Here is a 26147-nt window from a genome sequence, read left to right as displayed (position 1 = left end):
CGGTACCAAGCCGCGCGTCACGCTCCGCCCAGAACTCGAGCAAGGCCATTGCAAAGATTCCGTCAGGCAGGGAGCGCTGCGAGTTGCGCAGGAAGGAGAAGCTTCCGCCCGCCCCTTCGTTGATCAGCCCAAGCTCAGACAAAAGCGGCTCGACTGCCTCATCGCCGCCACGGCCATCACGCTTGGCTGCGTAGCAACGCAGACAGACCTCTACGTCACGCTTGAGCGTGACTCTGGAAGTCTTATGCCCCGCTTGCTCAACAGTAGATTTCAGCGAATCGGTCAGCCTCTCAACATCGAAGGCATGCTGTGCCCCTTGATTGAATACCCACCACCACGTAGTTGAACGCTGCGCTCGCCCTGCGAGCAGCCAATGAACCCACCACGCAGTTGCCGGACGCTCCAAAAATGGATCTAGGCCTGAACTTCCGAACAGGGCATGACCGGTCGTCCCAATTGAGATACGTCCATCGCGGGCTTCAGACATGACGTCGCAGGCCAATGCCCAATGCCGAATGGCGGCCACCATGTTCTTACCCACACCAAAGCGGCGGATACCTACATCGGGGGCAAAGACTTCCTTGGCCGGCCTCCCCTCCCCCTCTGCGGCAGCGTCGTAAGCCTTCCGCAACCACAGTTGTCGGAGCGGGAACGTTTCGTGGCCAGAAAACTGAACGAGCGTCGGGAGCGGGATCGAGGTCATGGCTAGAGTCTACTGGTGGCTCCCACCAGTTCAAAGTTGCGGCTGGACGATGGCACCAGTCGACTAGAGTCGAACAAGACAAAAACACTACAACTCATTGAAATACATAGAATTAATCGGAACTGAAGCGTGTGAGGCCCGAAAGGCCCCTACTGGCGGCCGCCTTCCGGGTGCGCGAGAGCTGACTCGGGCAAGCTTTTTCACCTGGCGCCAGAAAGAGAGTAATTGCCCCCCACTACAGATCTCGATGTTCCTAGGATCGAGCAGCAGGAGCCAACAACTGGCGATCTAAAGGATGGCGGCGATGTGCTTGTCAGTGGCGGCAACCAAATCTGAAATGAAACGGATGTGCTTTCTGAGGTCTTCGCGGGTTACCGCATGCGCCGCTGGCTGACCCGGGACAGGACGAAGAGAGCGGTGGGCAATGTCACCCCGCTTCTTCGCGATCGCGTTTAAGTGTCCTTTCGCGCGGGCCGGATCATAGTGATTCCACACCCACCCGTCGAAGACATTGATCTGCAGATACTTCTCAAAGATCTTTCCCACACGGTCGGAGGTAGGCGTGTGGAAGTATCTCAAGTCGTTCTCGAGCGAGGCTAGATAGAACGCCCTCATTCGTCCCCCTTCCTTGTCCCTACCCGCTAGCTGCTCGGCAGCCTCGCTGATCCGATCCTCAATGTAGGTTTCAAGTGCAGCCAGAGCCATCACAAGGCTCGCACGCTTAAGCACCTCAGCATTGTCAGGCGGTGGCTGGGAATTGATCGTATCGAAGTGCGCGAGGAGGTCCGCTGCATCTTGGATGACGTGAGTGAAGGTTTGAAAAGCATGAGAGCTCATCGCTAAGTCCATTTAGGTGATGATTAGCCTGGAAGACGCACTTCCGACCGGTGGCTACTCGAAGAGCGCCAGCAGCTGGCAGTCCATGCAACATGTCCCCCACCCCGCCGGGTGATTATTACATGAAGGCCTAGGACTGATTTGCACTCTGCGTCAACCATCTGTTCCGCAGCACGAACCAGGATGTGGCTCGGAACCGTAATGCCCCCTCGTGCCTGCCATGCCTCACGTGAAGGATGAGCCCAACGCTCTGAGGCGCAGGCTCACCATAGCGGCGACTGCTCTGGGGAACTGGCCAAGATGCCGCAGCACACGGCCGACCAGATACCGCAAGCGTTTGACTTCAAAAGGTTGGATAGGGGTTCGAGCTCAACTGCCAGCCCAAGCGCCTATGGCTGAATCAGCAACCACAAGCTGAGTGAACCTAGTGCGCAAGGACGAGACGGGCATGCAACGGCAAGGCAACCATGGAACTTTTTGCCCGCCCTTGTTGGCTGTTTGCTACTAGAACCCGAATTCAATCTCTGGCTCGTAGGCGTCACTCGCAATGTACGCCTTCCAGCCGTCCTGCGCCGTGCGTACAATAACAGCAACTGTAGATGGATCACTGAGCCACTGCTCCCCACCTGGTGTCGTTTGAAGTTGCTCGATCACTTGGCGCACTTGATCTGAATACGCGATAGGAAACAGATCCTTCCAGTCGGGCCCGAAGATTTCTCGTGCCCGGATGCCAGTAATGTGCTTCTTCGGCTTCTTCATGTCGTTCGCCCTCAAACGCGGAGGGATCAGCACAATGCGATCATCCTTTCTGGACACAACCGCTATGTCAGGATTATCAGCACCCACGGCCTTCTTGTCAGCCGCGGTAACCCGCTTCATGACCTCGCCTTTGACCTGATGAGTCATTCCCCCGTAGGCTTCCATCATGTACGCAGCCACACGGTGCACTGTGATGTTCGCTACATCAGCGCGTTGCCGTGACAGCACATCTCTTAGAAGGTTCGCCAAGGAAATATCCTTCGCGTAGAACACCAAGTTCATTACGGCCACCTCTCAAGTTCCATCGCTTAAAGCCCCTTCCCTCTGCGCTGCTACTAGTGTAGTTGAGGAATCCCCCCGTACTCGGACTCCCGAACAGACGGATATCTCGACTGCCGATTCTAAGCCTTCGCTGAGTTCAACGGCAGCCAGCAAAGTTTCAACGCGGCAATCTTCCTCCGGCGGGAGCTGGCTACACAGCCGTCGCAGATCGACGCGGTCAAGTCTTTAAGCATCGGCTAGATGAGGGGTCTTTTGCCACGACCGCGTTAGGACGAAGTGATCTCATCTAAGCCCAACCGCAGGTTAGGAGCATGGCGTCTCAACTGCTTGTAGCGCTGCGACTCGCCCCAAATTGGCTCCCACGGCCGGCCAGCCTTCTAACACGTTTTCCGGTTGTCGGCGTTGCTTGCCAGGCACTTCGACTGTTAAGCGCTGAAGGTCCAGGGAAGGCTACCGCGTCATACCGCATACCCCAAGAATGGCCTCATCACACCAGCTCATGACTTCTGGGCTATGTGGCGCGAGGTGAGGTATCCATGGCGGGGATGATGTATCCGGAACGACACCCCACGAGCTTCTGAGAGGGGTCAACGATAACCTACCGGCCCTACAGGACCTCTTTGAGCGCGGAGTCGATATGGGGGTTCTGCCGTACTACCTGTATCAGCTCGACAGAGTCCAAGGCGCTGCTCATTTCGAGGTAGAGGATGTAAGCGCCATAGAGCTTCACCGACGCCTAACCGCCAGCATGCCCGGCTATCTTGTCCCTAAGCTTGTGCGCGAGGTATCCGGGGATCGGGCAAAGAGAACCATTTATTAGGGCACGCGATTCATGCGCAGTCCCAATTGGGGAAGTGCCATCTATCAGGGTGTTCGGCCTCAGGGCACCGGATTCTGCGCATCGCGCGGGCGCAGCAGCGGATGCTCGGGTGTCAGGGTATTCCTTACATCCCGCGGCGCCTCCGCGTACTACGATGAGGTTCCAATGGAATGAGAGTACGTCATGTCGCAGCAACCTATCGATCACCCCTTGCTCGATGAGATTCGTGATCGGGCTTCTGCGGGACGGGGGAAGATCTTCAATATTCTTCAATGGGCTACTAGTCCCATCTCGCACCTCGGACTGTCGACCGAAGAAGAAGTCAGTTTGGCAGCGAGGTTGCACCCACTTCTCCTAGAGGCTGAGAGTGGCGGGCAGGATGTTCTTGATCTTGTTCAGGACGACGACAACCTCGCGCTGATCTTCATTGTTCTGGAAATGGCCCTGGAGAAAGCAATTTTCAAAGCAGTTGCTATTGAGCAAGAAGATGAAGAACTAAAGACTGAGCTTAAGCGGAAACTTACAGATATCATTCGTCTAATCAACAACGTGGTGGCGCGGAATTTCTCTAGTCAGCACGTGAACTTCGCACTGCCCTCCGAGGAAGACATCCCTGATGATCCTGCCATTATCAGGTGGCTGATCGTCTTGTACACGCTGATGCTATTCCAGGCGAGCGTCGCGTTTGTTCCGCGTAAAGAGCTGACCCATGAGATGTTGGAGGCGGCCAAGCACCGGATGGAGGAGCTCTCCAAGATGATCCTAGAGCTCTTCCCGGCGCCAAAACAGGGGCTGGATCTCTCTTCTGGCCCTAGAAACGATGATCAATCCAAGGCGCATACCGTCAAGCGTGATCTTGTGGCGAAGTCTTCGTTTGAGATCCCTCGCGGGAGCTAGTGCGGTTCCGACCTGAGGCGGCCTTGTTGTTCATTCGCTTCGGTCTAACCGCGCTGCTGCTCGCGCAAGCTCGGCTGAGGGTCTCCCTGCCGCGCAGCGAGTGGATGAGGGTGGCAGAGCTTGGGAGAAGGCTCGTTTCACACGCAGGAGACTTGCCGAGCCGCAAGCAGTTATTGATGGCGCAGGTGGGACTTGCCGGCCTTGCCTTGCGCACATGGGGTGAGCACTTGGCGTGAGCGGGTGCCCCCCCCCCCCAGTCCAGATATGACCTAGTGCTGGCGACCCTCCGTCAGCGCCCCATCAGTGAGCAGGGGAGCAGGGGAGAAGGGAGCAGCTGGAGTCTGAGCGGCGCGCTCGCCTGCCTAGGTAGCAGGGTTGATCGTGCGCGGTACTGTAACAACCAAATTTGACCGTAACCGACGGGTGTTACGGTTGAACATCGCGGTTACCTTCGCTTGTATGAACGACCTCGACGCCGCTGGCATCTCCCACAGAGATCAGCGATTGGTGGGCGTTCTCTCGAAGCCGAGCCCAGCAAGCTCCTGCAGCTTTGGGAAGGAAGCTCATCCCCAAGACTAGCCGGCTACTCCTGCGCGGCGAAGCAGGATGCCGCAGGAACTGGCCATGCACTCGATGAGTGCATGGATGGTATGTGCTTGAGAGGCGCCTCGCGCGTGGAATCAGGCGGCGATCCGCTGCACGTCGGCCAGGGCGCCTTCAATGGCCGATGCCCTGACCTCAGGGCCGACACCCAGACCCTCTGCGCGTACGAAGGTCACCTCCCTTATTCCCAGGAAGCCGAAGAAAGTGCGTAGATAGGTCCTGATGATCAAAGGCCTCTGATGGCGTTCCTTGGCCGTAGAGCCCGCCCGGGTGGAAGCAACAATTACCTTCTTGCCCGACAAAAGTCCTTCAGCGCCGGTCTCGGTGTAGCGGAACGTCTTGCCAGGCACAGCCAATAGATCCAGCCAGGCGCGAAGCTGAGTGGGCAGTGCAAAGTTATACATAGGCGCGCCGACGACCACGGTGTCAGCTGCCAAGAAGGCTTCCAACAGGTGCGCGTTGTCGCTCACCGATTGCCGCTCGGGCTCGGTACCAGGTTCAACACCGCGCAAAGCGAGAAACTCCGCACCTGACAGGTGAGCAATCGGAGTGGCCACAAGATCCAGCTTGCTCACCTGAGTGCCCGGCTCGGTGTCGGTGATGTGCTTGACGATAGCCGCCGTCAGCTGCCTGCTGACAGACTAAGCGTCCAGGATGCTTGAGTCGACTTGGAGAACATTCATCACAGATTTCCCTTGGTATAAAATTGTTACTCGGGATATCACCGTAACCATGACCTCTGTATGCTGCAATACGGCACAAATGGGGAACCCGGTATCATGAATGTGACTGACCCAGGCCCTGGCATCAGGAGCGTGGACTGCCAAAAGATCAGCCAAGTCCTTGCCCGCATTGGGGAAAAGTGGAGCGTGCTGATCATCATGCGGCTGGCCGGCGGTCCCCAGCGCTTTACCGAACTCAAGCGCGCCATCAACGGCGTGTCTCAGCGAATGCTGACGCTCTGCCTCAGAGGGCTTGAGCGGGATGGACTGATCAAACGGACGGTAATCGCTGTGATGCCGCCGCACGTGGAGTACGAACTCCCCCCCCTCGGTCGCTCTCTGACAGTTCCAGTGACTGCGCTTGGAAGCTGGGCCAGGGATCACCTGCAGGCGATCGACCAAGCGCGCGAAGCATTCGACTCCAAGGAAGCTCAGCACTCGCAGGACTGAGCAAAGAGGCGGGTCGCTACGTCAAGCAGGGTGACGTCGAACCCGCGTCGGGACACTGGCCTCTCGTCCCTCATGCAAGACACCATGACGGCGATGACTCAGCTCAGCTGACGTGCTGCCGGCTTAGCTCGGCCGAAGGCGTTCTGCGATCTTCTTTAACTTCGATTGCCACACATGGTTCCACGCTGGCTCGAAAGAGTAGAGGACTACCCGACGCTGCGCTCCCAACATCTCCGCAAGCACTTCAGCAAATGGCTTGGCCAGCGCGCCAAAAACCTTGCCAAAGGCGTTCTCGGCAATTGGAGGAACAGCGTTCACCAGAGTGATCCCCGCTTGCTGCGCAGAGAGCACGGATGGGAAGCGATCAACTAGGCGTGCAGCAGACTCACCGATCCCTGTCAGAACGCTTCCCCGATCGTGCGAAGATCCTTCCAAAGCAGCTTGAGCACGCTCGTACTGAGTGAAAAGCCCAGAATCGATGATCTGGACGAATGCGTCGGCAGATGATGCGGGCGCGCTAGCTTTTACCACAGCAAGATTCGACGCCACGACTTCAAATTCGCCCAACAGGCTCTTGGCAACGATCAGGAAGTCCTCGCGTAATAGATGCTCGATCGGACCAAGCGTGGGGATGCTGAAAGAGGTGGCGACTGGCATCCTGTACTTGGCCGCGACATAGATCTCGGAGAGGCAAACGACCAGAGCGGATACATCGCGAAGTTCCTGCTTGGAATGCCTGGTGGGATCATTGCTCGCAAAGGCGGCAGTCTTGAGGGCGTTGAAGACCTCAACCTGATCAGAGAGGTCGATCGGGGCGACATGCCTGGGTAGAAGATCCCGGTATGCCTCTGATGTCTTCACCGGAAGACGAAACGTTCTAACGCCGGCAGAGATCATCTGGCTGTAGAACATGCCCACAATGTTGATCGGTTGCTCGTCGAGCAACGGCGAGACGTCCTCGATGACGGAGGATTGGGCGTAAATGGTTCCCAGCGTGTGAGAAGTGACGATTGCCTGCCGCGTCATGCTCATTTCCCGTAATGGATCACGACCGTCCCGCCCCTGGTCAGTAGGCCCAATGGCCTCCAACGTTAGCGGGGGGATATCTTAGTCATCCAAAATTCCGCATCGCAACAGACCATAGCGACACTTTCAGGCGGAGTGCCCGGCGAGCATGCCCCCTCCCTTAGTTGCGCGTCCATGGCCTCAGTAGGCTGCCAGCTTCCCTGCAATCAGGCCCAAAGCAACGGCAAGACCCGTATCCCCCGCCTCATAGGGTGCCCCAAACAGCGGGATCGGGATCCAGTAAGGCTCCTGTCCAGCATGGACATAGGCACCATGATCGTCCACAAGGAGAACCTCTCCAATCCGCGGCGAGACGAACGCCAGGTCCTTAGTGGCACCAGACCAGGCAATGTTGTCCAGCTGAGCGAACCAGGGGGGCGCACTTCCCTCCTGCACCAACAAGCCCATGATCTCCCGCAAACGTGCCTCCGGCACAGTGGTGAACATCACCAGCCTGTCGAACTGGCCACGAACCTCCTCAAGAAACTCGTAGAGTCCAGGGCGGGGGATTTGGCTCACAGCATTGGAGATCAAGGTGCCCTCCAAGTCCAAGGCCAGAGTGGTTGGCTTCATCGCTAGGCTCCATTGGGAGAATCAACGCGCCGGCCAGGAGGCCGAGAAGTGTGCACCGAATCCAGTCGACGAAGATTGCCCTCAAGACGACGGACTGTCCACATCGTGAGCCTACTGGTACGGCCCTGCCTTCCTTAACGTGGAGGCTTCCGGTCAATGCCCCCTCTTCTGTCCGTGATCAATTGGCATCAGGAGACGCCAAATTTCAGTATTGCTTAGGAACTTTACGGAACTTTCTTCACCAGGAAGACGGGACAAATCCCGCGTTTTTTCGCGAAAACAGGAATCTGTAAAGGATCTGGGAGTGGATTGGCCACTCGCTCCCAAAGACCATGGATACTTGAAAATGAAGAAGATTAAGGTACGACTGCGCCACGGCATTGAACGTCAGACTGCGACTGACTGCCTGGGCATGCTACGAGGCCTGGCCGTTAGCATCGACGGCTATGGGTGCATCTCGGGAAGGTCCAACCCCGCCATGCTTCGCAAAGGCTTTCTGGTGTTCTGCTTCAGAGATCGGGTCGCCGCCGAGAGGTTCCGTCGTAGCGGCCGCCAACGGATGAGCGATGTTTTCTCGTTCCACCGCCTGCTGACAGCTGCCGGCAGATCATCGCGCTGAGCAGTTCTCGGCGCCCCCGCCGGTCCGATACAGACGTAGGCTTGATCAGGGGGCAGCTTCGGCTGCCCCCTCCCCTTCACCGAGGACGCCTTGCAGGCGTGCTCACGGCCCGGAAGTTGCCCGCCCTTGGGCATCGATGTTGCCCCCACGGAGGAGGGCGCGCAAAGGTGGCAGTGGCGCGACAAAGCAGCCCAGCGAAGCTGTATTTAACCAGCTTGGACGCCAACCTTTAGGGCGCATCGTCTTGGCCCGGAGGTGACAGATGGGACCAGTCACAGTGCCCCTCCCCAGGCCGGCCTTGACCGCCCTACTCTGTCGCGACAAAGTGCCGCGCGGTGTCGGGACTCGCCAGTGCGCTGGTAGGATTGGCAATCGGCTGGGATGCCAACAAGACGCTTCGTCGGATCCAGCCGCCCTATTGGCAGAGTGAGCACAGGGGGTGCCATGGCCTTGGTAAGTTGCCGCGAGTGCGGTAGGCAGATCAGTGATCAGGCGGCCGCGTGCCCGCTGTGTGGTTTTCCAATGCATGCCGGCCTAGATCCAACTCCGGCCGCCCCACCGCCCCTTTCTGACGCGGATCCAATGCCGGCAGCCACGCCGGAGCCTGCGCAATGGGTGGCACCGCCGACGCCAAGAACATCTGGCTGCGCGCCGCTGCTCATCGTGGGCCTGATCGCAGTCATCGTGCTTGTCGTCCTGGGAAATAGCTTGGGCCCAGACAAGCCTTCTACGGCCAATGCCGACACGGCTGCAGCAAGCACAAGTGAAGCGACGGCTGCTGCCGCAGTGGCCGCTACCGAAGCACCTCCAACACTGCCGGCAGCAGAGCTGATGGCCAAGGCACGTGACAAGTCGCTGCCGACGTCAGAACGCCTGGAGCAACTGCGCCTGATCAGCGAGAACTACCCTAAATCCTCCGAAGCGAATCAGGCCACGGTGCTTCGCCCAGAACTGGAGATGCAGCGCAACACCGAACTTAACCCGGTGGGACAGCAGTGGTCCTATGCAATCCAAGAGGACGGCATGTCCGGCAAGTTCATGCGCACGGCATCTGTCTCCAGCACGAACGGCTTCCACTTCGATTTTCCCTACGAAGGTCGCCAGCAGGCTCGGCTACTCATCCGGCGGCACCCTCGCTGGGGCAATGATGTGATCCTCAGTATCGAAAGAGGACAGATCCTCTGCAGCAGCTATGGTGGCTGTCCGATCCGCGTGCGTTTCGACGATGAACCTGCGCGGACCTTCAAAGGCAACGAGCCTGCCGACAACAGCAGCGAAATGGTCTTCATCCCCGGCTATGACAACTTCGCTCGCAAGCTGGCCACGGCAGAGCGCGTGCGCATCGAGTTCAACGTCTACCAGCAGGGCGCTGTGGTGGCTGACTTCGATGTCAGCGGATTCGATCGCAAGCGGCTGACACAGTAGCGCCAACGGCGGAGAGAGACGGGGCAGCGCTCAAGTGCCCAAGCAATGCCCCGGATCTGAGCAGTCAACCATTCTTGGGTGGCGCTTCAGACCTGCCAGGCTGCCCCACCACCGGAGAGCGCAACTCAGCTAGGTGTCCACCTGACCTCCAGCTTCCAAGAAGCTACGCACTTGGGCCATGTCTTCCAGGCGTCCGCTACACATAAGCGACAGAGCCGATGCCCCCTCGAATGCGTTGGCCTTATTTGGCCGGCGAATCCAGCCATCGGCTTGTGCCCGATTCGGGAACAAGGTGTGTAGCGCGCGATAGATACCCAGCACGTAGCTAATGCGCTCCAGCATCTCTGGGCCCACGCCTTCCACAGAGCCCGGTTGTGCAAGCAGCGCAGTGACGTCTATCGGCTGACCCAGCAATGCAGACTGCTCAGACGCGGTCAGCGACCACGCCTTGGCCACCTGATTGAATGCGCGTAGCCCTGGCTCTGCCAGTGCTGGATCGTTGCTCGCAAACGGCTTTTCCATGCTCTGGGCCTGTGGGAACGCTGTGTCCATGCTACCTCCGATCGGACCCACAGCCCCGCCTAAACGGGCACCCAGGATTTGCCAAGGACCATTGGCTTCCGGGGCTTGCCCCAGCAATGACGGCAGTGCACTTAATTAACGAGACTGCGTGCCGCTAATGATGGAGATGCACTCCATGTAATAGCCGCATGACCGATCTGACTGACTTTCCTGACGACTCGCGCGTCTACTTCATCCGCCACATTGACGGCTACACACAGCCGCACAAAGGCACGGAGTCCACATCCGTTCGATGCTACTTGGCCCCCATTCCCCCGGGATGGGGAACGGTCCCGGAAAAGCTTGATGACCGGCAGATCGCCCGGCTCTTCTCCGACAAGAACCGTGAAACGTTCATCAGCACCATCTTCGTTGGATCGCTTGCGACCTTCGTGGTGGGTCAATGCTTCATTCGTGGAAAGGACGGTGGCGGCGTTTACGCCGGAATGTTGACGGCGAAGCAGAGAAAGCTTGGCAATGCCTTAGCCTTCGGTGAGGATTCCCGGATCTACAGGGAATTCGAGGACGAATCAGAGACCGAGCTTTACCCATGCACTGAGGTTGGTCGAGGTTCCACGGGCGAGCGCATCTTGGTGCTCCCCGAGAGCCAGCTCTATCTCAGCGATTTGATGGCCTACGCCACCAAGATTCTGGTAGCTCGGGACACCCGAAGTGCAGACCCGCGACAACACGTGGAGTACATCATCCCAAGGACGGTGATCTTTCGCGCCTTCTACGCGTTCAGCTCGACTACTGCAGACATCTTCACCGCGGGCCCATGGGATACGGTCAGGTCACAGGCGATCTCCGAAGAGGAGTTTGCAGGGCACAAGACTGGAATCAATGAGGTTACCGGAAGCTGGACGATCGTCCTCGCTCTGGGCATGACTTTGGATGATGGCCCGATCATGGCGCTGTACCGCTTTGATCGCTATGCGGAGTCGAAAGCCAAACGGATCCATGAGCCTATCCTGCAGTCCCAACTTGACACTGCGCTCTGGGCTGGGGACCTGACGGTATGGTGTTCAAACGCGGAGATACCGCTAAACCCAAGCTACGGGCCCTACCGCGGCACTGTTTCTGGCTACTTCTTGAATCGCCGCAAGGACGGTGGATTCGCCGGCAGGACCTTCTTGGTGACGGCCATTCATCAGGTGAGCTTTCCCAAGCAATTGCCGAAAATTGCCCCCATCCTCGTCAATGACTCGACCGAGGGCATGAAGGTGATCCATACGGACGCGCCCAGGCCGCATGACAAGCGCCCCAGAAATCGTACCCCGCGCCCTAATGGCACACCGTCAGTCGATACACGTGAGGCCACTGAGCAAAAGCCAGGGTTCGACATGCCGTCGATCTCCTTTGCCTTCTATCCGAGGCCGAAGATCATACGGCTGAAGAAGAACCAGAGCTTCAAGTACAACTCAAAACGGAGCAAACCCAATCAAGAGCCCACAACTGAGATTTCAGGTGGACGGAAGAGCGGGAAGCAGGAAGATCTGAGCCACGCCCACAGCGCCCATGAGAAGCGTGATCCATCGGAACTTCTTGTTGGCCTGATGGAGATTCTCAAGAAGCTCAAAGCAAGAGGCACCATAGCTGAGTACCGAGTCGTCGCACCTGTAGCCTCAGAGCAGCGAGTACAGGTGGGCGGCTACGCCTGCTGGAATTTTTTGGGCGGGGATGAGCGCAAGGCGCTTCGCGCCGGCAAGGCTGAATGGGGCACTCGATCCTGGGTGTATCTGCAGAAGGGAAACTCACACTACAACGCACTGGCGCGTTCAGCGTTTGTGGTGAGGGTGACCCTCCCCAATGGCACGAGCGGTCTGTGGATCGAGATTGAGCGAAGGATCAAGGAGGATAAGACCAAAGAGTCCATCGCCTCGGCTTTTGCCATTTCGAGCAATCTTGCCATCCAAGCAGAGACGGAAGCGGCGCTCAGCATCATCCGCGCTGCCCATGGTGTCTCACTGAGCAAGGCATTCGAGAGGAAAGGCAAAGTGTGCTACACCCACCCGCACTACATGGAGAAAGCGGGTAGCGAGAAGTGGAGCATGGCCCCACTGGAGAGCTTCTTCACCTCTCTCGGAGACCAACAAGCCACCGCCGAATAGGGAAGGCAGGTTGGAATGCTCGCCGATTCCAGTACCAGCTCATCAACGGCTTCCGGGATCCGACTACGTGGCTTCACCATCAAGTGCCGCTATCGAACTCAACTTTGGCTGCGCGCAGAACACTGGCGGGATCCCCAACCAGCCTTTCGGCTGGCGCGGCCCCGTCGAGCAGTGCATGCGGAGACAAGAACCACTCCACCTCCCCCCACCCGGTGGTACGACGCAAGCCATCCACCTCGCGTTGAAAAGGGCCAAGGTCGCGCAACAGCGCAAGAATCTCGCCCAAGTGGCTTACCGGAAGACCATCAGGATGGAATTGCCATGGCGGGTAGCGGTAGCTAGGTACGGGATGCGTAACGTACACGCCCAGCAACCGACCCTCGCTGCGTAGGTAGCTAGCGCGGTGACCGGAATTCCTGCTCCTCGCATCGAGCCTGGCACCAACCTCCTCGGCGCTGAGCCACTGCGCCGCTAGCAAGTCCCGCTGGGCGGCGGCATCGGCAAGTATCTTCTGAGCGGGCGATCGAGCCTTGAGGGATGCGTCATCGCTATCGACTTCACCAGAGATCGGATGCTCGTCTTCCACAGGTCGGTAGCGGTGCTGCATGTGATCTACCACGCTATCGCGCAGCCGGGGGAGGCAGGATTGCTGGCTGCACCCGATTGTGACCACGTCCGGCGCCGACAGATCGCTAAGCACACACAGTACAGAGCCGTCTGCAGATCCTGCCTGCCTCAGCCAGGCAGAAATGCTGTCTTTAAGGGAGTGGGTCTTTAGTTTATGCAGGCGATCGTCGCGCCATATCACTGCGGTAGGTGCAGCCCAATCGCCCGCCGTTTCGCTGTCTCGCCGCGCGAGCTGCTCCAAGCAGCATGAGGCTGCGTGCTCCAGCTGGGCACGAAGAGTGGACGGAACCCCGGGCAGCATATCGTCGACCTGTATGAGCAGCCGAATACGACTGACTGCACCACTCCCGATCCGCGGGGTCATAGTGGCCGCCTCGGCGATCGTGATTACGAGCAGCTGCTCTAGCACGTCACCGGAAGGGGTGATGCTCAACTCCAGCATCGCTAAGGCCATCGCTTCCTCCTAGGCTGGTGAAGGGACCAATTCGGCCCTCATTGTGCTCGCCCTGTGGCGCGGAAGCCTCGGCTGGGCCTAGGCTCGCCAATAAGCTGCAGGGCCTTTACTGTAGGACAAACGCCAGGGAGGGCGGCCTGATGCCCGTCGCCATCCCGTATCGGCTGAGAACACAGCAGCTGAAAGGCCGGCCCCCATCAAATCAACCCGTTGATTCTGCTGGGAATTGCCTATCCATGGAAGTTTAATAGCCGGGTCATGCCACCCATCTCAAGGGCCCCTCCATGGACTCGTTCGCCCCTCCCCTGACCAGTCAATGCTGCTTGTGTGGATCCACCCAGGCACTCTCGGGAGAACACAAGATCAAGGCATCTGCCTTGCGCTCAATTTTTGGGGACCGCAAGACAGTGATCGTGCGCGAGGGTGGGCGGAGCCGTCATGCCCAAAGCTCGAAATCCAAGGCTTACCATTACGAGGCGCGGGTCTGCGAACCATGCAACAGCGCTAGGACTCGGCCCGCAGATCTGGCTTTCGATTCGTTTAACGCAGCCGCTTCAGAACTTTTCCATCGCGGTTCAGATCCAGCCAACGTCTTTGATGACCCCAGATTTGATGCCGAGTCAGGCGAGCTATATCTGGATGTATTCAGGTACTTCGCCAAGTTGATGTGCTGCCACCTAGCCGAGATGAGCGCCCCCTACCTCCAAGGGCTGGCAGATTTCGCGATCGGCAGTAGCAATCACAACGTCATCTACCTAGGCGTTGGTGTAGATGTCGCGTATCAGCGCCTGCAGAGCGAGGCAGTATCGACCGCCTATGCTGCTCATGGCGGCCTAGTTGTTCTCGCTGACAAGACCACCCGTGAACTAACGTCCTTCTATTCCACTCTCACCATTGGGCCGGTGCGTTACTGCTACTACGTCAGGTACAACGAGCTCGGCCTGCAAGTGCTGATGAATGACTATCCTGAGTTCTATGCATGGTGCAGCCGCAGGATCGCAGAGGCCATCATCACGCCCTTGAGCGCAAATGATAGAGAGCTACTCGGGCTCACCGCAGAGCCACAGTCCGAGAATCTACCGCCGTAAGCGTTAGATCTTCCCAGCCGCCGTGTCCGTACGGCCAGGAGAACCTAGTCTGCGTCTAGAAGACCCGTCGTGCCCACTCGGCCACGATCTCCTTAAGCTCGTTCTGCACGACAACCACGCCGTCCCGAGTGTTCAGGTCACCCGTGTCGGTGACCCCCACCACCTGCCGCCGCAGTGCACCCAAGTCAAAACCATAGACAAGAGCGACCGTGGCAGCGAGGTCCTCATCCGTTGCAGAACCTGGCACGCTTACACGCTGCAACAGATCTACCAGGGTCAATGCGTCGCGCTTAAGCGCCGGCTTCTGAGCAAGCTTAGGCGGCATGGTGACGGTCCAGCTGTACTGAGTTCTCACGAAACTCACCCAGACGCTCAGATTGGCGCGCGAGCCCGGCGCCGACACCAAGTACTTCACCAGATGCTCCTGTGTGAAAGGTCCGCTCAGCTCAATCGACTCACAGAAGGCCTGTGCCGTACGAAGGTACTGGGCTTGGGTTCGACTCGGCCGACCCATCAGCCATGCCTTGTAGTCAGTCAGATACCCCGCCCACGGCTTGGATGCACTCTCCTGCAGTCCACGCTCGATCAGCGCCTGGTCACGCGCCGCCGCCCTAGCCTTTTCATCAATCTGAAACCCGTAGCGCTCGCAGATGAAGCGTGTGACGTTGAGGTACGCCCTGAGCTGCTTGGAATCGAAGATCCTGAGCAGGTCCGCTGCCACTATTGGCTGATGGGTGTCCCCATCCAGATCGATGGCTCGGAAGAACGAGACAGCGCGCACGGCGACTTTTGGCAAAGCACCGGTAGCAACGTTTTTGACCAACAACCATTCACCGAACGCTCTGTAGAGAGATGCCACCCACTCCCGCTCAATGGTTGCCGCGTTCAGGGCTACCTCCCGCCGGAGTCGCACAGCGATAGAGCATGCATCACACCGAGCCATGCCGGCGCCTTTGACCATCGAGCTGCAGTCAGGGCACACATGCTCAGCTGGCTGGTCGCCGCTACAGGCGGAGCACAACGGCTCACCCTGCTCGGTGTATGAGATCACCTTCCTGTGCTTGCGGCATCGCTTGCACGTTGCGTGCGTCTGCTCGTTCACACAGGAGGGACAGGCCTTTACGTTCGCCGGCAGATGTGCCGCGCCGGCGAGGCGCTGACTCAATTCTTTGCAGATGGGACAAGGGAGCTCAGGTGTGGTGTAAGGGAAGCACGACAGGCACACAATGTGTTCATGCGTAATGGGTGATCCACCATCAGGGCCGGGCGTGGTGTCCCGGATGATGCGAGCATCAGGCGCAGGTCGATGACATCTCACACAACATCGCTGTTCACGAATGCAAATGCTACACGATGGCACCTGCTGTTCTGACTTGTGGTACACCACCGTCCCCTCGCAGGTTGGGCATGCACTACTCACAAACTGCCTGCTGTAGCAGCTTGCGCAGTACTCGCTGTCCTTGTGCAACTTGTGGGCCGTGATCATTGGAGCGTAACAGCCGTCACAGGTGCGACGGCCGCGGGTATCAGTACTCATTACTTCTTCCAGTCATTTTCAACAGTACAGCTGCTCTCATTTCTCGCCAGCCGCCAAGGCGCCTTCGCTGAGCCTCGCCTACGGACCTCAGCTCCGACCGATTTGAGCTCACTGCGCGACGGGCGCGCCCTTCAGGCAGGTTCGCTGCAATCCCTCCTATCCAAGCTGGCATCTGTTGCCGAAAGCAACGCTGGGTCACACGCATCGACTGGGCCAGTCTCAGCAGGCCAGCAGGCCCCAGGCTTAGTAGGTGGTCGAGCATGCGCATGTCCGTGTAGCGTTCCTGGACCCGGCGCATCTCTATCCGTGGTCCCCGCTCCGATGCCAGACCAAGGCCCCGCCACAGTGGCTTGAGCGCTGAGAGGAGTGTGTCAGCTCCCCACAGCGCCTCTGAGCCAGAACAGGTGTGGCCACTGAACTCAAAGTCCCGGGTGGGATTGATGAGGCATCTAAAGAGCAGAGACTGTACGGGCAAGACGTCCAACACCGGCGAGGTGGCAGTAGTCAATGATCGATTGCAGTTCCAACACATACGAAGATCAAATCCATGGCGGTGTGGCTGAATCACTACCCCACAGTTGGGGCACCCGTCCTGCAGTAACCGTTGGTGCAACGGACAGACGGTCCAGAAGGACAGTCTCCAGGGGCGCAGATAGGCCCCATTCTGCTCCAGGCACTCAGGGCAGAAAGTTAGACCGTGCCGGAGGCGGGTCCGGTGGTAGATGCCCATACTGTTGATCCAGTGATAGACCCCTCGAGGTGGCTCACATCTGCGCTTTGTAACCTCATTCCAGCCAACGAGTGTGAGTCCATAGAGCATCTGCAGGGATTTTCCTGAAGGATCGGTCAGGCAGGATAGGAGCCCTTCGGGCGCGCAAACATCAATGTCCCTAGTCCAGACTTGAAATCCAGGCGCGTAGAGCGCCATGAGCTTCTGGGGCGATGTGCCGTACGCGATTGAAACCCGGGCTAAGTAGCTGGAGAGCAGTTCGTCTGGCACCTGGGGCGGCCAGACGATACGCATGATCAGATCTCAGACAAAGCATTTGCGTGAGAAACAGTCTCCTGGACGGCCCGGATGATCTCCATGGTTATCCGCTCCTCACCAGACTTGATCGCAAGCGCAGCAGCGTTGCGCAGCAGGGTCACTGTGCCACCGATCGCTTCCCCGCCTGCCGCGAACAGAACCGGAGCCAGCTCCTCTCCCGGCAGATTTGAGGGCTTGGCCAGAGGCAGCAGGCGCTCATAAGTGTTGAGGAAGTTGAGGTACGGAAGATCCATTGCCCACTTGGGCATGGACAGGGCACTGAAGCGCGAGCGCATCTGAGCATCGAACGCCAAGGCATGCACCGCAGCTTCGGTGCCCGCAGCCACGATGCTCAAGTTCAACTCGTTGCTGAGTTTTCGTATGCCTGCCAGTACGTCCGACGTCCCTTTTCTGGCAAGGGCAACATCATTGAACTCGTCTATAGCCAGCACGCGTACCTTCAGGACGCGCAAGACCGAGACCACCATGGCGTACTTGGCGCTGGCCGGATCACCTCGGCGATGAGTGGTTGCGCAGCGGGTAAGTACCTCCGACCAGAGCTGTGACAGATCTGGCTGGGCAGGCATATTGACCCGAAGTACAGGAACGCTCATTCCGCCATCACCAAGCTGCACGGCCGGATGACGGAGCTGGAACTGTCGAAGCAGTGCCGTCTTGCCGTTGTCACCTCGGGCAACAATCAGTCTGCAGGGTGGCCGTTGGGTAGATGGGTACACGATGAGCTGGTCCAGCTCATCGAGTACCGTCATCGCCTTCGGATAACCAATCCACCTATCCTTGCGACTCACTGCGATCCGCTCTTCGTTGGAGCCACCCATGTAGGCAGCAACCTGGGGGTGCAGGTGCGGGAAGCTGCTCATTAGTGAATCTCTCCAATTTCCAGGACTTCAAGTGCCTGCGAGAAGATGTTGCGATCTGGTGCCTTGGGCGCGGGCTGGCGCGGCGGCGGCGGCGGCGGGGCATTTGACGTGCGCGCATCCTGGGCGTCAGTTGCGTTCGGCTTACCCTTGGGGGCCTTAGCCGCTTGACGGCGTGCAGCCTTGGACTTGGCCGTGGACTCCTCAACCAACTTCCGATTGCTTTCAATGCTCTGGAAGATGCGTTCCTCATCCACTGCGCTCTTTCCGTCAGCTTTGATTCGCTTCTTGGCTTCACGAAGCTCTCCGGCAGAGATCGCCGGATGCCCTACGTTTCGATAGGGGACGGAGATGTACCTACCGGTGTTCGGATCCAGAAAGTAGACCTCACTGATGTTCCGAGGGTCTCTTGCAAAGATGAACTTACGTTTGAGCTTCGGATTGTCCAACTCAGTTGCACCGATATGGCGATCAAGAATCGGGTCGTAGTAGAAGAGATTCTCGATGCGAACGCCGTAGCGCTGCACCGTGGCCTGGAAGTAAGGAAGGAAGTCCATACGAACTCGATCCGGGTCTGCAGGCAGCATCCGGCCGACGCCAGGCATCTCGTCGCCTAAGATTGCGTCTTCCCATACCTTGATGGGTGCAGCATCAAGCTGACTATGCACCCGCTGGTGGTAGTTGTTGACGATGAAGTTGACCAGGTAGTGCTCTACCTCGCGCAGGGTCAAGCTCGCCTCTTTTTCCGAGTCATAGTTGTCCCTTTCCTTGATGTTGGAGAACGTAGCCCCCGGCACCTTCTTCATCTCGGTGGCCACTACCCCCATATAGCGCTCGATGTGGCCGCCATAGTTTGGCTTCTTGACCGGCCGCCACTGCATGATGATCTGGTTCGCCTCGCAGCCGCGGTTTACCGCTTTGCACTTGAACTCTCTAGCGTTGTCCGCATGCAACGTGCCTATCTGGCCCCATACCGGCCAGTCACCCTCTACCCCAAGCAGGCGCAGATACTCGTTCTTCGTGTTCATCGCATGAGATATGCACATCGCCACTGAAGTCGCAGACGGTGCGTCCAAGGTGAGATACAGCCCAACGATTGCGCGGCTGAACACATCAATGGCCAAGGTGAGATATGGGCGACCGATGGGCTTGCGGTGCTCCTCGTCTACAACGATGACGTCCAATGGCGTGTGGTCGATCTGAACCACGGCAAGAGGAAAGTCCGCACCCGGGAAGGAGCCTCGAATGGGCTCGTACCTGTCCCGCGCCCTATCCTTCTGGCCACGACGACGCAGCGCCGTGGCGGGACGGATATCAGCAAGTCGATTGCGGACGGTGTTGGGATGAGGCGCATCGATCTTGGCCCTACGGCAACGACGGGTTACCTCATCCACAACCGACTTTGGGCTTGGCTTCTGCCTATCGAGATAAAAGTCCTCGATCACCGAAGCGATCACGAGTTCCTGGTCTGCCTGTAGAAAGCGTGCCCCTCTGTTTCGACCGCGCCTTGTTGGGACGAGAGCTGCAACATGCTGATGGTCGTGATACAGCGCCAGCCACTTATACAGCGTGGATGTGTTGACTCCTGCGGCCAAGGCGGCCGCCGCCACTGAGGATCGGCTTCGGCGAGGGTTGTCCAGGAGCGGCTTGATAGCTTCAAAGCGCCGTTGTGCCACCGCCCATAGATCATCGGAGAAGTGGTGAACGGAGAAGTTGGGTGTCTCATCCCCCTCTTCTGCCTCCAGCACACGGGACATGGTCTCGATCCGCAACCGTGCAATCTTGGCGGTTTCCACGTCTTCGGCCAAGACACTGTTGATGTCCAAAGACCGCGTAATCCGGTACCGACGCTGGCCAACCATGACCTCAACGCCTGGCGAAATATTGATGAAATTTGAGGAGACCATGTCCTACTCCGCCAACTGGATGGGCATCCGCATGCTGAGCGGCTTCGTCAGATCGATGTTGAACTCGCCGGCGGCGACCATCTGCCAGAGGGCGGGGATCGCCTGAGCCTGTTCCTCCTTCGGCCAGTAGGCAGCAGCCAACAGTCCCTGAGGAGTGGTAGGACCAACCGCGCTGGCCGTGTACCTAAGCTGGGCCTGGCGGACCAACAGGGGGGGCAGGTCCCGGTAGCGTCGCAGGAACTTCGCATTCGCCAAGTAGGGCGTACGGATATGACGCTCAGTGACGATCTTGAACTGCCAGTCACGCAGCCGGCAGTGAGCTACGGCCGCTTTGAACCCTGGGCGCAGGGATGCCCAGTCGGCCCGCAGCTTCTCTATGGGCTTGACCTCATAAACGATAGTGGGCAGCGCATCTCTGTCGTACTCGGCCATCACGTCAGGCGTATAGCGGCGGACCGACGCATCCTGAATGTGCGTCAGCGAGAAGGGCTGCTCCTTGACGGACAGAACCGTCCGGTCGAAATCCAGGATCAGAAGCAGGTCCCGCTCTAGTGAGGATTCAAAGCCAGCCATGCCGCCAGCTTGCAAATTGACCTTCCCGGTAAGGGCCCGATGGCTATTTCTCAATTTCCGTACGGGTGAATGGGTACGCAGTCTGCTCATTTGATGTGCCCTGCAATGCAGTCTCGTTATTAGATGTATACAGTCGCGTTCTTCAATGTTAAGAGTAGACCAGACCCTGACGATTCTAGGGGCCTAACCGGGCTTCTTTTGCAATACTTGTCTAGGATTTAGCTAGAAGTGACAGCGGCAATCCGCCCTGCCCCGGTGAGATCTCGCTGGCCCATCACGGCGTACTGTTCCTGGACGAGCTTCCGGAGTGGAATCGAAGTGCGTTGGAGACCCTGCGCGAGCCACTGGAGTCCGGCCACATCCGCATCGCCCGCGCGGCGCGCAGCGTGCAGTATCCCGCGCGGTTCCAACTGGTGGCCGCTTTTGTGAGGAATCTCACCATATAGGCATTTAGGTCGTCAGGGATGACCAATCGAGCCGACCAGTTCTTCACGGCAGACGGCAAAGAGCACCGAGCAGTCGCGACGGATACTTTATGATTGCCACAGCCCCCAAAGGGGTCACTGAGTAATCTTAGCTATTGCCGTGAGCATTCCAGGAACCAAGCCCGTCCGAAAGTACATCATTCCCCTCGCATTTCTGCTTGCCTTCGGAATGCCGCTAGTTTGCGTACTAGTAGCGAGACTGTTCGGTGATCTGTGCTGGCCGCAGAGAATCGGAGCGATTTACATCGGATTGTCAGTTCTTGTGCAGGGATACATTGCGGCTGATCAGTCAAAGGTCTGCCATGAGCTGAGCGACGGGACAACACTTCGCCAACACATCAATCAGACCGGCTTCACAATGGCCCTGTTCGGAACACTCTTCGCTGCGCTCGGGGATCTGCCCGGAAGCTACTACGGTGTTGCCATGTGCCGTGGCTAAACTCACCATCGAAATACACATTGAGGTCGCGCCCTGCTCCTCACTTTGAATGACCGTTGGACGCGAGCTTGGGCTTATCCATACAGTACTTCGTAACGTCGGAGCCCATCACAAGATGCCGACCCACGCGTCACAGCTATCGGCCGCTTTGGACCACTCAGCGTCGTCACAGCAGCTGCCCATCAATCATCGATTTCGCACTAGGTACGAGCACCCCGAAGCACGCCGGCAAAATTATTAGTCAGTTCCGCGGCCGGTGTTGCGCCGTCGAGTAGCCCATGAGGTGAAGGGAACCACTCGACCTCTCCCCCACCGGTGGTACGACGCAGACCCTACCGATCGCCAAAATGCTACCTACTATCAATCAATGGGGATACGCCCACAGCAGGTAGTTCGAGGAATCCTCGGGCACATCTGCTCCGTAGGCCGCGGAAGGAACGACGAGCGCCTCAGCAGGCACCTCTTCAACCCCGACTCCGGTCTTCCTCATGGAGTCCGCCTTAGCTACTGGGTCTACCCCTAGGCAGGACACACAGCGATTCGCGACTTCGCGCTGGGCAACTTTGCCACTGGCATTTCCAGCGTTGGGAATCTGCTCAAAAGCTACCCGCTCGCCTTCGCCAAGGCATGGAGCAAGGACTTCGTTTTGATTGGTACGCCGACATCGGGCCCGCCGACGAAGTTGATCCTCACTTGGACTTTGTGGCCCTCCTGGACAGCTATGGCCAGAGCATGTGCGAGGCAACCGCTACGCTGGCATGCACGATGAAGGAGCATTCATCGCCAAGGAGAGAAACCCCCAAAGCCTGGTGCGCAGATTGCGCCATTGTGACCGCATGCCCCAGCGGCAGGCATTCCCTTGCCAATCTACGGGATGTGTTTGGCGTAGCTACGAATGTCGAGCATCGGTACCGTTCCGAGCTCCTGCAGCCTAGCCATCAGTTCAAGCAAGAACCTTGTGGTTGCCCGCGGCCCAGCCTGCCGTTCGAGCGCGCCTTCATCGTTCATGAAGAACGTACCCGCATCTGCAATACAGCCCATATCCAGCTGTCTATTCCCGGCTTGACCAAGAACATGGTCGGCCAGGGTCTGTCCCAGCGGTGGCACCCACGGGCAGCTCAATGACAGCAACCCGGCGAGAATGCGAGCCGGCTCCTTCGCTGGTTTGGGACCATCGACTGTAGGCACCGGCATGGTGGTTCTGATCAGGCGCCTCACACTCTCTGCCTTGAATTGCGCATAGCCGATAGTCTCCGCGCTCGTTACCTGCTTGGCCTCAAAGACCGCATACACACTCTCCGCAGGAACGTAGTGCACCCCCAAGTAGGTGAACACCAATGGGGAGTATTGGCGATCGTGTATAACCACGTCGATCTGCTGACTGAAGTTCCCCTCGCTATCCACAACGTGGGCCTTGCTGACCACGTACCGCTTGGGCAAGTAGCTGCTTAGCAGATCGATCCAGACCTGTTCACTTGCATCTCCCTTGTCGGTGGGGTGATGCAACGCAAGGCGGGCAGTTCTGAGCGCGGCCTCCACCTGCTCGTGCAAGTGATCCAGAAGGTTGGGAAGTGATGGCTGATTCATTGGACGATGCTGCCCCATGTCTCTTGCGCAAGCGCAACCTGAGCGGCGCGCTCAATCGCAAGTTTGTCTGCAAACGTAAGATCATCAGAGATCGCGTTGTTCGCGTTAGCGGGGTCTGTAACCCGAGCGGCTACGAAACTATTGGCCAAGAAGCGAAGCACCACCAGAACGCGCTCGGCCAAGCTAACGGAGAAATTGAGCTGCAACGCCCGGATCACAACCAACTCAAGGTAGACCGATGGGAAGTCCAACCTGTTTTGATCCCGCCAGAGCTTGATGATCCTTGTCTCAGGCTGCATGCCGGCCGCGCGTACTACGTCAATGTGGGTTTGAACGTTGGTCTTCGTCCAAGTATCTGCCCGGCTGCGATAGAGACTATAGTCTGTGGTGAGCGCCGTTTGTTGTTTCCCAGGCACAAGATCCACATCAATCTGAGCCACCCGAATGCCCAGAGACACATCCTGCTTACGCACAACGTAGCCCGCATCTGTCAGAGCGTTGAAGAGCGTCAGGTAGATCTGCTTAAGACTATCGGGAGTCGAAGGACGCAAGGAAATAAAGAGATCCACATCAGTGCCACTCTTATTGGCTGTCCCCTTCGCGAAGGATCCGCTTGGAGTTACTGACTGCACGTACCGACCGCCCCAGGCATTGATCACCGGGGTCAGCGTTGCCCTCGCTAAGAACGCAGGGGAGAGCAAGGACGTATCGACGGCCTCTCTCGTAAGAATCGCCTTCAGGTACAGGTCTCCAGTCAAGCCCGATCTCCGTATCGTTCCTTGCCATTGTACGACTCATCCCGGCACCAGCAGCTTCATTGGTGTCCGGCTGGGCACTGTTTCGATACCTGCCATACCTGCCATACCTGCCATGCCCGCCATGCCCACCACGCCCGCCATCCATGATGGCTCTGGATCCTTCAAACCGGCGTAGCATGGCGGGAAGCGACCTTAAGGGCAGCTACCATGGGCGAACTCTCTAATGCAGAGGTGGTCAGACTTGCGGAAGCCGCTCGCCAAACCTTCCGCCAGATCGCGATGGCATGGTCCTTGACCGATCAAGAGCAAAGCGCGCTCCTTGGCAGCCGGTTGAGATCGCCTTTGCTGTCGCATATTCAAGCGCATCCGATGCTACCCGGCCAGAGACGCTTGAGCGCGTGAGCTACCTGATTGGCATTCACGCTGCACTGCACAACACTTTTCCGATCAGCGACACGCCGATGGCTGGATACGTCGGCCGAATACCGGACGTCCGTTCAATGGTGCTATCGCGCTGGCACTGATGTGCAGCGGCCAATTAATCGACCTTGCCGCGGTCCGTGAGCACTGGAGACGAACGGAATGGGGCCCCCTCTAAACTGTGCACGCACTATGCCGGCAGCCAGCTACCTTGAGTCGGCTGGTTGCGGTTGCATAGCAATGAGCATGCCGTATTGGTCGCGAGGCAACTCGAACCAGAACAGTCATTGATCAGACAAGGCCGAACGTTGGCAGCAGCTCAACCAAGAAGGTTCTTCGCTTCACAGGTGGCCCCCGCAGAAAGAGCCCACATGAATCATCTGGCTTGACGCAATCACCACCGTCGCTCGCTAGTGCCGGTCCTTAATCTGGCTGCCGCGCACGCTCTGTAGCATCTTCATGACCTGATCAGAGACCTCAGCCGGAGAGAACCCCAAGGCAGCGGCGATGAGGCAGAACTCCAATACGTCCAAGCGCCGGGCCCCAGACTCAACGGAAGAGACTCGCTGCTGAGGCCACCCCAGATGAGCGGCTAGCCGGGTTTGACTGATACCCAACGACTCACGTCGCTCGCGGAGCAGGCCGACCAACCGAAGGTACGCACTTTGGTAGATCGTCTTGGTAGCCATCAGGTCCGCCTGGAGGAGCGGAACGAAATCTATGGCCGAGCCGGGCACTACATGAAAATTGTGTAGACGACTTTCCGGTGGCTTGCTAGCATCAGAGCCGGTTGAACTGCCGGGGATCGAGTGATCTATGGTCGTGACCAACAGACCCTCATCCCTCCGTGGCCAGACCTCGATGCGCTGCTAGTATCGCTTGGGCCGTTCTACGCGTGCGCGTGGTGTGCGCTCGAGCGCTCCACTTCGATTTCCGCACCTGTGGCCGCTGACACAGCAGTTGCGCAGCACTTGCTGCTGTTCCTTCAGACAGCGGGGGTCCTAGCTGAGACGAGCTCGTCAAATGGCTCTACAAGGCGATCTCTTTACGACCCTATTAGCTGGAGCTATCGGGAGAGCAGTCAGCTGCCTGACGACCTGAGTAGTTCACTAACCCATGCACTTAGAGCATGGCGCCCCTCGCTTGGAGCACAGGACCGACAGTGGCTCTGGCGTCGGCTTTCCGACCGCGAAGCTGCTGCCTATCTCGTGTCATTGCTACGCAAGCATCGGATCCGTACTCAACACGCCGAGGAGATCCTATGTGTACAGGAAAGAGAATGGCGTGAGCTGAGTTTGGGACGCAAGCGATACGTGCTTTGGTCGTCAGTCCGGGGAGCTGCGAGTGAGTTCTTAAGCACCGGCGGCGACGAATCCGCAGCATTGACCGTGCTGAGCCGCGAGATACGCGGTCGAGCAGATTGGCTATCTCGCAAGCAAGCATCAGGAACGCTAAGCAAGTCTGACTACTGCTTTCTGCCGGACCCTGCATGGCGGCGACCGCTGATGGTCGATGTCGCGTTGGAGTGCCTACTGCCTATTGGCGACGACTACTGGCTCGCCCCTCCTATTCTGGCTCGGCAGCAAGAGGGGCCAGGACTCAGATCGCGTCTCTTACGACGCACTCAAACGTAGATAGGCTCCTATCGCATGCGCCCCAGTATCCTCGCCCTCGATCTCGAGGGAACCCTGATCTCCAATGCGGTCAGCCAAATTCCTCGACCAGGACTTCGGGATTTCCTAGATTATGCTAGAACCACCTTTGATGAGGTTGTGCTTTTCACAACGGTATCTCGGCATATGTCGCTAAGAATCGCCTTACTTCTGGCTGAGGAAGGCCATGTGCCTGGCTGGTTCACAGGGGTCCGCTACGTCGAATGGACTGGGCCTACCAAGGACCTTCGATTCGTGTCTCCACTACTTGGCCAAGCTCTGCTGCTT

20 protein-coding genes and 4 pseudogenes are annotated in these 26147 nt (G+C 58.2%); 9 read left to right on the top strand and 15 right to left on the bottom strand.

All coding sequences use genetic code 11. The features are described from left to right. From N5D91_RS21860 to N5D91_RS21850, 3 genes are all read right to left on the bottom strand, one after another. A partial coding sequence (locus N5D91_RS21860; RefSeq protein WP_279908928.1) for a DUF4007 family protein occupies positions 1 to 703 on the bottom strand: 703 nt, incomplete at its 3' end. 288 nt (positions 704 to 991) lie between these two features. Beyond that, positions 992 to 1540, bottom strand: a complete 549-nt coding sequence (locus N5D91_RS21855; protein ID WP_049396987.1) for a HEPN domain-containing protein — start codon at positions 1538 to 1540, stop codon at positions 992 to 994. 504 nt (positions 1541 to 2044) lie between these two features. Continuing rightward, positions 2045 to 2581 carry a hypothetical protein gene (locus N5D91_RS21850; RefSeq protein WP_049396980.1) on the bottom strand — a complete coding sequence of 179 codons (537 nt, stop codon included), beginning with the start codon at positions 2579 to 2581 and terminating at the stop codon, positions 2045 to 2047. Positions 2582 to 3155: 574 nt separating this feature from the next. Between N5D91_RS21850 and N5D91_RS21845 the strand changes: the two are divergent. Beyond that, a pseudogene (locus tag N5D91_RS21845) lies at positions 3156 to 3401 on the top strand (EF-P beta-lysylation protein EpmB); the annotation flags it as partial. Positions 3402 to 3584: 183 nt separating this feature from the next. Then, positions 3585 to 4298: a hypothetical protein gene (locus N5D91_RS21840; protein ID WP_049396977.1), complete on the top strand. Its 714-nt coding sequence runs from the start codon at positions 3585 to 3587 to the stop codon at positions 4296 to 4298. A 680-nt stretch (positions 4299 to 4978) separates the two neighbouring features. Here the strand turns inward: N5D91_RS21840 and N5D91_RS21835 are convergent. Then, a pseudogene (locus N5D91_RS21835) lies at positions 4979 to 5530 on the bottom strand (NAD(P)H-dependent oxidoreductase); the annotation flags it as partial. 150 nt (positions 5531 to 5680) lie between these two features. On the opposite strand from N5D91_RS21835, the gene N5D91_RS21830 reads away from it, so the two are divergent. Then, positions 5681 to 6073 carry a helix-turn-helix domain-containing protein gene (locus N5D91_RS21830; protein ID WP_049396984.1) on the top strand — a complete coding sequence of 131 codons (393 nt, stop codon included), beginning with the start codon at positions 5681 to 5683 and terminating at the stop codon, positions 6071 to 6073. 123 nt (positions 6074 to 6196) lie between these two features. Here N5D91_RS21830 and N5D91_RS21825 read toward each other — a convergent pair whose 3' ends face one another. Both N5D91_RS21825 and N5D91_RS21820 read right to left on the bottom strand, forming a co-directional pair. Beyond that, complete coding sequence (locus tag N5D91_RS21825) at positions 6197 to 7099, bottom strand: hypothetical protein (RefSeq protein WP_049396972.1); 903 nt, start codon at positions 7097 to 7099, stop codon at positions 6197 to 6199. Between the two features lie 180 nt (positions 7100 to 7279). Further along, positions 7280 to 7711, bottom strand: a complete 432-nt coding sequence (locus tag N5D91_RS21820) for an NIF family HAD-type phosphatase (RefSeq protein ID WP_049396970.1) — start codon at positions 7709 to 7711, stop codon at positions 7280 to 7282. Positions 7712 to 8057: 346 nt separating this feature from the next. On the opposite strand from N5D91_RS21820, the gene N5D91_RS21815 reads away from it, so the two are divergent. Next, positions 8058 to 8330, top strand: a complete 273-nt coding sequence (locus N5D91_RS21815; protein WP_049396968.1) for a hypothetical protein — start codon at positions 8058 to 8060, stop codon at positions 8328 to 8330. A 663-nt stretch (positions 8331 to 8993) separates the two neighbouring features. After that, positions 8994 to 9755 (top strand): hypothetical protein, encoded by a 762-nt coding sequence (locus N5D91_RS21810; RefSeq protein ID WP_152905474.1) that lies wholly within the window; start codon positions 8994 to 8996, stop codon positions 9753 to 9755. Positions 9756 to 9884: 129 nt separating this feature from the next. Here N5D91_RS21810 and N5D91_RS21805 read toward each other — a convergent pair whose 3' ends face one another. Continuing rightward, positions 9885 to 10307 carry an antitoxin Xre/MbcA/ParS toxin-binding domain-containing protein gene (locus N5D91_RS21805; RefSeq protein WP_049396962.1) on the bottom strand — a complete coding sequence of 141 codons (423 nt, stop codon included), beginning with the start codon at positions 10305 to 10307 and terminating at the stop codon, positions 9885 to 9887. Between the two features lie 158 nt (positions 10308 to 10465). On the opposite strand from N5D91_RS21805, the gene N5D91_RS21800 reads away from it, so the two are divergent. Further along, positions 10466 to 12427 carry a hypothetical protein gene (locus N5D91_RS21800; RefSeq protein WP_049396959.1) on the top strand — a complete coding sequence of 654 codons (1962 nt, stop codon included), beginning with the start codon at positions 10466 to 10468 and terminating at the stop codon, positions 12425 to 12427. Between the two features lie 79 nt (positions 12428 to 12506). Here the strand turns inward: N5D91_RS21800 and N5D91_RS21795 are convergent, their stop codons facing one another. Further along, complete coding sequence (locus tag N5D91_RS21795) at positions 12507 to 13508, bottom strand: hypothetical protein (protein WP_229302611.1); 1002 nt, start codon at positions 13506 to 13508, stop codon at positions 12507 to 12509. 284 nt (positions 13509 to 13792) lie between these two features. Here N5D91_RS21795 and N5D91_RS21790 point away from each other — a divergent pair, with 284 nt between their 5' ends. Then, positions 13793 to 14596 carry a hypothetical protein gene (locus tag N5D91_RS21790; RefSeq protein ID WP_049396956.1) on the top strand — a complete coding sequence of 268 codons (804 nt, stop codon included), beginning with the start codon at positions 13793 to 13795 and terminating at the stop codon, positions 14594 to 14596. A gap of 55 nt (positions 14597 to 14651) precedes the next feature. Here N5D91_RS21790 and N5D91_RS21785 read toward each other — a convergent pair whose 3' ends face one another. From N5D91_RS21785 to N5D91_RS21770, 4 genes are all read right to left on the bottom strand, one after another. Then, positions 14652 to 15455, bottom strand: a complete 804-nt coding sequence (locus N5D91_RS21785; protein WP_152905473.1) for a hypothetical protein — start codon at positions 15453 to 15455, stop codon at positions 14652 to 14654. 1704 nt (positions 15456 to 17159) lie between these two features. After that, complete coding sequence (locus tag N5D91_RS21780; protein ID WP_049396576.1) at positions 17160 to 18041, bottom strand: TniB family NTP-binding protein; 882 nt, start codon at positions 18039 to 18041, stop codon at positions 17160 to 17162. Next, positions 18041 to 19945 (bottom strand): Mu transposase C-terminal domain-containing protein, encoded by a 1905-nt coding sequence (locus N5D91_RS21775; protein ID WP_049396578.1) that lies wholly within the window; start codon positions 19943 to 19945, stop codon positions 18041 to 18043. Before N5D91_RS21775 ends, N5D91_RS21780 begins: the two co-directional genes overlap by 1 nt. A 3-nt stretch (positions 19946 to 19948) precedes the next feature. Then, positions 19949 to 20518, bottom strand: coding sequence for a heteromeric transposase endonuclease subunit TnsA (locus tag N5D91_RS21770; protein ID WP_049396580.1), 570 nt, complete (start codon positions 20516 to 20518; stop codon positions 19949 to 19951). 245 nt (positions 20519 to 20763) lie between these two features. Between N5D91_RS21770 and N5D91_RS21765 the strand changes: the two are divergent. Then, positions 20764 to 20940 (top strand): annotated as a pseudogene (locus tag N5D91_RS21765) (ATP-binding protein); the annotation flags it as partial. A gap of 1369 nt (positions 20941 to 22309) precedes the next feature. On the opposite strand, the gene N5D91_RS21760 reads toward N5D91_RS21765, so the two are convergent. The 3 genes from N5D91_RS21760 to N5D91_RS21750 all read right to left on the bottom strand — a co-directional run bounded on the left by N5D91_RS21760 (position 22310) and on the right by N5D91_RS21750 (position 24896). Then, entirely contained in the window at positions 22310 to 23029 is a 720-nt protein-coding gene (locus N5D91_RS21760) for a DUF6602 domain-containing protein (protein ID WP_046984188.1), read from the bottom strand. Further along, positions 23026 to 23787, bottom strand: a complete 762-nt coding sequence (locus N5D91_RS21755) for a nucleotidyltransferase domain-containing protein (protein WP_046984187.1) — start codon at positions 23785 to 23787, stop codon at positions 23026 to 23028. The genes N5D91_RS21760 and N5D91_RS21755 overlap by 4 nt, the downstream gene beginning before the upstream one ends. A gap of 830 nt (positions 23788 to 24617) precedes the next feature. Further along, positions 24618 to 24896, bottom strand: coding sequence for a helix-turn-helix transcriptional regulator (locus tag N5D91_RS21750; protein ID WP_046984211.1), 279 nt, complete (start codon positions 24894 to 24896; stop codon positions 24618 to 24620). Positions 24897 to 25856: 960 nt separating this feature from the next. Between N5D91_RS21750 and N5D91_RS21745 the strand changes: the two are divergent. Then, positions 25857 to 26147 (top strand): annotated as a pseudogene (locus N5D91_RS21745) (hypothetical protein); the annotation flags it as partial.

This window comes from Stenotrophomonas sp. GD03794 (assembly GCF_029842145.1).
Taxonomy (GTDB): Bacteria; Pseudomonadota; Gammaproteobacteria; order Xanthomonadales; family Xanthomonadaceae; genus Stenotrophomonas; species Stenotrophomonas riyadhensis.
This window is presented reverse-complemented; position numbering and strand designations above follow the sequence as displayed.